Source organism: Neisseria sp. HMSC70E02 (assembly GCF_001838645.1).
GTDB classification, from domain to species: domain Bacteria; phylum Pseudomonadota; class Gammaproteobacteria; order Burkholderiales; family Neisseriaceae; genus Neisseria; species Neisseria macacae.
Map to the genome: position 1 here is coordinate 1 of NZ_KV838124.1, position 1,815 is coordinate 1,815.

The 1,815-nt window shown below is 53.8% G+C and carries 1 pseudogene; it reads left to right on the top strand.

What is annotated here, in order from left to right:
• Positions 1-1,815 (top strand): annotated as a pseudogene (locus tag HMPREF3277_RS11355) (hypothetical protein); the annotation flags it as partial.

Here is a 1,815-nt window from a genome sequence, read left to right on the forward strand (position 1 = left end):
AACCAGTTGTGATTGACGGTACGACCGGTACAGTAAGCGGACTGACCAACAAAACGTTGGGCGGTGCGGACTTTGCCACCAAAGGTCAAGCTGCGACCGAAGAGCAGCTGAACGAAACCCAAGCGAACCTGAGGACCATCTTGGGTGGTGAGGCAGCCAACGACAAAGGCAACGTTACGACCAGCAACATCGGTGAGACTGGAGCAGACAACGTTCACGACGCGATCAAGTCAGTGAAAGAGACTGCCGAGAAAGGCTGGAAGCTGAAAGCGAACGACGAAGCCGACAGCGACAGCGAAAAAATCGCCGCAGGCGACACCGTGACCGTGAAACAAGGTAAGAACATCCGAGTGAAACGCAGCGGCAAAGATCTGACGGTTGAAACTTCAGACGACGTTGAGTTTGATCATGTCAAAGCTGATTCAGTGGCAGCGACCAGCGTGGTTGCCGAAAGTGTTATCGCAGGCAACAGCGTCTTGACTACCGACGGTCTGAAGATCGGTGCAGACGGCTCTCCGAGCCAAGTGTCTCTGACTACTTCCGGTCTGAACAATGGCGGCAACAAAATCGCCAACGTAGCCAAAGGTGTGGCAGATACTGATGCGGTTAACGTCAGCCAGCTGAACCCGATTGCCAAAGCGTTGAATAGCAGCATCAACCCGATTACTGGTGCGATTGAAGCTCCTGTCTTTACTGTAACTAAAGCAGACGGTACGAAACATGATGCTGTTGGTACAGTTCAAGACGCTTTGGATAAAGTGGGCGAAGAAGTCAGCAAAGGTCTGAACATCGTTGCGGACAACGGGTCGTCTGAAAAAGTGAACTTGGGCGATACCGTTACCTACACAAGCAAAGACAAGAACATCGTTACCACAAGCGGTACAGGCAAAGCGATCGACTTCAGCCTGGCCGAGAAAGTCACCATCGGCAAAGACGCAGCGAACGGCGGTAAACCGGTAGTGATTGACGGTAAAGAAGGCATTGTCAGCGGACTGACCAACACCACCTTGGGCAGCGCCCCATTGGCAGGATCGAACAAAGCCGCGACCGAAGCCCAGCTGGATGCAACCCAAGTGAACCTGAAAACCATCTTGGGCGGAGAAGCCAAGAACGAGAACGGCAATGTATCCACTGCCAACATCGGCGGTACAGGCAAAGACAATGTTCACGACGCGATTGCAGCAGTTAAAGAGACCGTAGGTAAAGGCTGGAACTTGAAAGCCAACGACGAAGCCGACAGCGAAAAAATCGCTGCAGGCGACACCGTGACCGTGAAACAAGGTAAGAACATCCGAGTGAAACGCAGCGGTAAAGAGCTGACGGTTGAGACTTCAGACGACGTTGAATTCGGTACGGTTTCCGCTACTACCGTACTGGCCGACAGCTTCATCTCCGGCAACAGCGTACTGAGCGGAGAAGGTCTGAAGATCGGTGCGGACGGTTCGCCAAGCCAAGTGTCCCTGACTACTTCCGGTTTGAACAACGGCGGCAACAAGATTGCCAACGTAGCCAAAGGTGTGAAAGCCACCGACGCCGTCAACGTCGCCCAGTTGAACGAACAACTCGCCGCAACCGAAAAAACCACCACCGTCGTCGCCGGTAAGAACGTGACCGTCAGCGAAAAAGTGGACGGCAACAACACCGAGTACACCGTCAATGCCGACAAGACCACCCTCAGCCAAGCGGCTAACGGTGCGGTTAAAGTCAGCGAAGGCGCGAAAGACGCCGACGGCGTAACCGATTACGCTTTGGATCTGACTGACGAAGCCAAAGCCAACATTGCCAAAGGCGTAGCGGCGAAAGACGCGGTGGACA